Annotated in this window: 5 protein-coding genes; 2 read left to right on the top strand and 3 right to left on the bottom strand. The window is 34.4% G+C overall.

Going from position 1 to position 6,178, the window contains the following annotated elements:
- Window positions 1–240: 240 nt before the first annotated feature.
- Both F6K22_RS27965 and F6K22_RS27960 read left to right on the top strand, forming a co-directional pair.
- The gene (locus tag F6K22_RS27965) at window positions 241–807 is read left to right on the top strand and encodes a hypothetical protein (RefSeq protein ID WP_293105648.1); all 567 of its coding nucleotides are present in this window, start codon (window positions 241–243) and stop codon (window positions 805–807) included.
- Window positions 808–919: 112 nt separating this feature from the next.
- Window positions 920–1,339 (top strand): transposase, encoded by a 420-nt coding sequence (locus tag F6K22_RS27960; protein WP_293105645.1) that lies wholly within the window; start codon window positions 920–922, stop codon window positions 1,337–1,339.
- Between the two features lie 470 nt (window positions 1,340–1,809).
- Here the strand turns inward: F6K22_RS27960 and F6K22_RS27955 are convergent, their stop codons facing one another.
- The 3 genes from F6K22_RS27955 to F6K22_RS27945 form a co-directional block, all read right to left on the bottom strand.
- A complete protein-coding gene (locus F6K22_RS27955) occupies window positions 1,810–2,565 on the bottom strand; it encodes a DUF364 domain-containing protein (RefSeq protein ID WP_293105642.1) in 756 nt (251 codons plus the stop codon).
- 213 nt (window positions 2,566–2,778) lie between these two features.
- Window positions 2,779–5,031: a CHASE2 domain-containing protein gene (locus F6K22_RS27950; RefSeq protein WP_293105638.1), complete on the bottom strand. Its 2,253-nt coding sequence runs from the start codon at window positions 5,029–5,031 to the stop codon at window positions 2,779–2,781.
- 251 nt (window positions 5,032–5,282) lie between these two features.
- Window positions 5,283–6,020: a DUF928 domain-containing protein gene (locus tag F6K22_RS27945; protein ID WP_293105635.1), complete on the bottom strand. Its 738-nt coding sequence runs from the start codon at window positions 6,018–6,020 to the stop codon at window positions 5,283–5,285.
- Between the last annotated feature and the right edge of the window lie 158 nt (window positions 6,021–6,178).

Raw genomic sequence — 6,178 nt, 5'->3', positions numbered from 1 at the left:
CTCACGGGGTGACAAGCTAGTTGAAAGCTATGTATAGATAGGGATTTGCGTTCGGGAGCTGAGGAATAATTCAATTAAAAGAAAACCCTTATTGGACTGGGAAAAGGGTGTAGTGCGTTAGCAGAGCTAACGCACTACACCCCCCAGTTTGAGTTGATTATTTATTCATTTAAAAAGTTTTGGAAATAGTTAAAAATATGATCAAAAAAGGTTAGTAATTACAAAAAAAATCAATAAAAGGTGAATATATTAGGCTTTTATCAAGACTATATTAAGCAAAAATTGAGTCCATCTCAAGTAGCAACATTACAAATATTATTATACTTAATATCAGTATATAAAACTGTACAGATATCTAAATTAACAAATTTATTTCCTCTGCCAATCCAATCAGAAAGTAAACGGAAACATATACAAAGATTTTTAACCATCAAGGAATTAAGCTGGCCTTTATTCTGGTTCCCTATAGTCAAAATAATGGTAAAAAAATTATTTGACTTTCCCTCAGAATTAGTATTAATTTTAGATAGAACTCAGTGGCAAAATACTAATATATTAATGATTAGTTTAGCTGGGAAAAAGAGGGCTTTACCTATACATTGGAAAATTTTAACTCATAAAGGAGCTAGTAATTTAGCCGAACAAAAAGCAGTAATTCGTCCAGTTATAAGATTATTAAAAGGCCAGAAAATCATTCTGACAGCAGATAGAGAGTTTCATAGTATTTTTCGATCTCACTGGTTGAAAAAATATCAGAAGCAAGATGTACCTGCTTGTTTTGAGACAAAAAAAATCGACGATGATTAAACGAGGTAAAAAATATTGTCAACTCTCAGAATTAAAAGTAAATGTCGGTGAAACTAAACTGTTATTGAACCAAAAAATCACCAAAACGAAATAGGGAACATATAATTTACTTGTGTATAAAAAACAGAAATATCGTCAAAAATCTGTTGTAGAGAAATGGTATCCGATCGCCAATTTATTATCTGCTGGAAAAATTAAAAAAATATATAGCCAGAGAATGGGAATTGAAGCAATGTTTAAAGACTATAAAACTGGTGCTTACAATCTAGAATCAGCGAAGGCCAATGAAACAAGATTGAATAATTTAATTTTATTAATAGCTATTTCATATACAATTAGTTCCTTTCAAGGACAAAAAATTAAAAATAAAGGGGTTCAAAAATATAGATCAAGAACTCATGAAAAAAGTAGAAAAAAAAGAAGAAAAAGTAGTTTTTCTGTAGGATTATCTAGGATTTATTCTGCAATAAATGATGATTTTATCTGGGAATTAGTAGCAAATTTAATGATACTTAATCCTCACAAACTTTGAGATTACCGCATGGGAATAAAAGCGATGAAGACAGTGGTTAATTAAACTGTAATTTTTGATTAATAATCAATTAATAAAGGTGAGTTTTTTCATAATATTATTCTCCATTACAGATTGAATAATGATTCAACCTATTTAGGGGGTGTAGTGCGTTCGAAGATCGAACGCACTACACCCCTTCCATTCTCAATAAGCATTTTCTTTTTGTTGAAATATTCTTCAGTCTCCGAAGGCAAATCCCTTTCTATATATAGCTTTCAACTAGCTTGTCACCCCGTGAGGGTTCAATGACATAAAAACTGCTGTAAAATACTGAAAAATATATGCTTTATAAACATCTTTCTTGACATAAAATTTGAGAAAAGAGAGAAGTTATATATTTAGCATTAAATCGATATTTCGACAGAGTAAACATATTGAAAAATAGGCTTTTATCCCCCATTTATCCATCACAAAGCAGGCATAACTTACTACAACTTCAACACTTGATATTGCACGCCTGTTTCAAAAATTCTTACCCCTCCACCTTCAGCAACAGTTTGTCTTAAAGCTTCAGCATTACTAACAGTAACTCCTGCCAAATAATCAATCCCAAATTCCTTTAACTCTGTTAACCAAGGCATAGTTGGACCCATCAAAACTAACTGAGAATTTTTTGCCAATTCTACTAACCTAGGAAAAGTTTTATTAGCAATAGAAGTAGCTGTCAAAAATACCCATTCCGCCTCCGGTAATAAATATTCTGATGCTTGGTCGGGAAGATCCTCCGCTCCTGGTTGCCGTTCGATGACAGTCATATCCATCTCATTCTCATAACGAGACAACCGAGGATACCTACCAATAATAACAACTTTTTTTCCCCGAATCATTGGTAGAAAATATTCAAATACTGCCAAATTTCCTGGTCCGTATGGAGATAAGGGTTCCGCTTGAGTCGGGAGTTGGGAACGCCCATTTATCTCAGCATTAATAGCTGCCATTCCCACAGTTGCCTCAAAGCTATTCCAAGACCGCAACCAGGATGCCAACTCTTTTACAGGTTTATTTACTAGAGTTCCCGACCAAGGTAATGTACGCGTAACTGTACCTGGACTCATACATAAACCAATACTTTCAGTTTCACACAGAGTCCAGGTTAAACCGATGAATATTTCTTTTATAGGAGTATTAGTATTGCCATAGTCTAACAATAAATCGTATATTTCTTTTGGATGCACCATAGTCATTTCAGTTATCAGTTATCAGTTAACAGTTATCAGTCCATTATAGTGCGTTAGACGGCTCAAATTTAAGCTGTAAAAGGTATTTAATAATCTGTCGTAACGCACCATTTTAGTTGTGTCAGTTTAGTATTATATATTCTATATAATAGACATCTCCAATAATAAAAAATCCAATCAATTATCACACATAAATCATCAATTATTTCCCCCTACTCCCTATTCCCTACTCCCTACTCCCTCTTTTAACGATTTATACAAAGATTCTAATTTAGCAGAAACATCTGGCGGTTTAGCCGTAAAACGAATATAAAAATTGCCATTTTCTGCTTTTTTCTCTAAAACTTTACCATAAACATCTTCACTTTCTTCACCTTCCCATAAAAAATTAAGCTTAATATTAATCAAAGCTGGCGGAATATTTTCCCCTGAATTTTCCCCCTGAATTTCTGCCTCTTTTTCCGACAACTTTACTAAACTTCCATTATTTAAACAATCACCAACATTTTTGCCATCTAAAACTACATAATGTAAATAAATCGCTTCTTTTAGAGGTAAATAAATTTCCTCTTCTTTTGTTAAAACTAAATTATATTTACCACCAAGACCGCCAACATCATAAATAGTAATTGGTTGTTTAACTCCTTTTGGCATTACCTCTTTTTCACCATTAATTTCAATTATCGATCCTACCTCTTTTAAAGTAGTTCCAGAAATTAAAATTTGCCCTCCAGTAGTATAAGATTCAATTCGATAAGTTAAATTTACCTGACTGCCAACAATGCCATATTTTGTCCGTTTCAAAGAACCAATATTACCTACAACAACTTCCCCTGTATTAATCCCAATTCCCATTTCTAAAGGTGGCAAACCCCACTCTTTCATCTGTTTATTTACAGGTTCCATTGCTAACTGCATATCAATCGCACAAGCAACAGCTCTTGTTGGATCGTCCTCTCTAGTAATAGGAGCACCAAATAAAACCAAAATTCCATCCCCCATAAACTCATCAATAGTTCCCTGATACTTAGTAATTACATCTGCCATATATCCCAAATAAAAGTTCAGAATTTTCACAACTTCTTCTGGTGGCAAACGTTCTGATGTGGCAGTAAAACCTCTTAGATCGGAAGTCAAAATTGTGATTTCACGATGTTCTCCTCCTAACTTTAATCCTTCCGGACTTTCTAATAAAGTAGCTACTACCTCATCAGTTAAATAACGACCAAAAGTTTTGCGAATATCCTGAGCAGTACGAGCAATATAAGCTGTAATCGCAACTGCTGATGTTGTCATCCCTAAAAATGGAGGAACAACAGGCAACCACCAGTTCCACAAAAAAGCAATATAAGTGCTAGTAAATAAAACTCCACCAGCAGCAAAAATAGCAACTACTTTCCAAATAGAAAAATAACTAACACCACCAGTAGTTCGCCATTTCCAAGTTATCGCTGCTCCTATTCCAGACCAAAATAAAATCCACATCCACTCAAATGGTTCCGCCCAAATTTTAATTAAAGAACGACCATCAAGAGCAGAACTAATCAATTGACTGATGATATTAGCATGAACTTCAACCCCACTCATAGGTTCTAAAGTTCTAATTAAGCTACTACTGTAGGGAGTAGAAAATAAATCCTTAGAACTTTCACCCACCTTGCCAATCAAAATAATGCGATCGCGCCCCCAGTCAGGAGGTACTCGGTCTTCTAAAATATCCATCATGGAAACAGTCTCAAAGTAGCGACTAGGACCCCGGTAGTTTAAAAAAATTTGATAACCACCTGCATCTGCGCGTACATAACCACCATCATTAGCTTCAAATGGTGCTATTATAGTCTTCCCTAACTGAAATTTGTCACCTTCAATTTCCTCTATACTAATATCAAAATTCTCCAAGTAACGCAAAGCAATATGAGAAGCAAAACTCCAGACATTTTCCCCATTTTGAAGCGTGACAAATAAATAACCTCGTCGAATTCTTTTATCTGGATCTACTTTTAAATCATTTGCACCTGCCTGATTATTCTTCTCCAAAGCAGGTGGTGCTTCTATCACATCCCTTTGCCTATCCCCGACTACTTTTTTGATCCCAACTAAATTGGGGGTAGACTCAAAAACTTCCACTAATTCCTGATAACCAGGTTCTACAGGTACATCCCGATAAATATCTAAACCAATAACTTTTGGCTCCATTGCTTTCAATTTATTCAGCAATTTAGCATAAACAGCATCAGGAAAAATTGACTGCCCAATTGCTCTAAGGTCGTCTTCATTAATGCCTACAATAGCAATTCTATTGTCTGGATTTTCCAAGGGTCGCATCCGCATATATGCATCATAAGTGCGCCACTCCCAAAACTGTATTAAACCAACAAAACGTAGTAGGATTACCAAAACTGTGATACTGGGTGCGGTAATCCAAACACCATACCATTGACTAAAAAAATAAGTGCATTTATTCCATAACATTAGTTATTAACCACTTTTAGAAAACAAACAGTTCAATAATTAATAATTAATAATTAATAATTAATAATTAATTATTACCTCTTCATGTAATAGAAGGATTAGGTTAAAAGGAATTTTTTCTTTTTGATCCATGAATAGAGAGGCTTTATAGCTGAATTTTTCGGCGATCCCAATTTTACGATCGAGTCAAAATTAGACTGCTCCGAATCAATTTAGGAGTTTGTTGCAGCTATTACAATGGTAATTCTATGTTATTCAAGTTCTATTTGACAACAGGATGCAAAAGGCTCAGAAGCAATTTCTTTTAATCCTACTGATGTTAATAATTCTTCCCACTCTGTAGGGTTAGAATTGCGTAACTCAGCTAAAGTAGCTATTGTCTCATTCCAAATTCTGGCTTTTGCGTATATTTCTGCTTGTTCAAGGGGAGTAGCATTTTTTAAGCTATTTTCTAAATCTGAACTTATTTCTACTTTTTTGATAGTTCCCTGAACAGATTTGTCAGCACCCCGATCCCAAGGATCGCAAACTACGGTAAATGTCCAAGTATATTCTTTGTTTGTTTTCAGATTGACATTTTTTGGCAGAGTCAGTTTCACAATACCAGAAGTGTCAGAAATATCTAAATTCGTGAAATATATACTTTTACCTGATTTATCAACTATTTCAAATTCTGCTGACTTTGCTTCGTATTCAGGAACATACACAAAAAATTTCGGATTACTAGCAATTGTTGTTCCAGCATTATCATCTCCTGGCATTAGAGCTGTCAAGTTGCTTGTAACAGTAGCGCAGTCTCCACCACCACGAGTACCTCCACCACTGGTTCGACCTGAAGGCGATCTTTGTCCCCCATCAGGAAATTCTATACTAATTAGCAATTCTGGGGTTGACTGTGCTTTTGCCAATTGCCAACCTGAAAAAGTCACAATAATTGGAGATATTACTAAAGCTAAAAGTCCCCTAGACTTAATATTTGGCTTCCCCATAATCAATCACATCTCCTTTGATTAGATGATTTAACTATACTTGCCATCCTAACATATCTCTCAATCAGTCTATTTACCTACTCTATTTAAGGGGTTTTAATAATTGTTTTTTTTTAAGATTTTTCGTTAGTTTTTTATTTGAATTAACTGAATATTAA

The organism is Okeania sp. SIO2F4, assembly GCF_010672385.1.
Lineage (GTDB): Bacteria > Cyanobacteriota > Cyanobacteriia > Cyanobacteriales > Microcoleaceae > Trichodesmium.
Note: the sequence above shows the minus strand (reverse complement) of the source record. Positions and strands in the feature narration are given on the sequence as shown.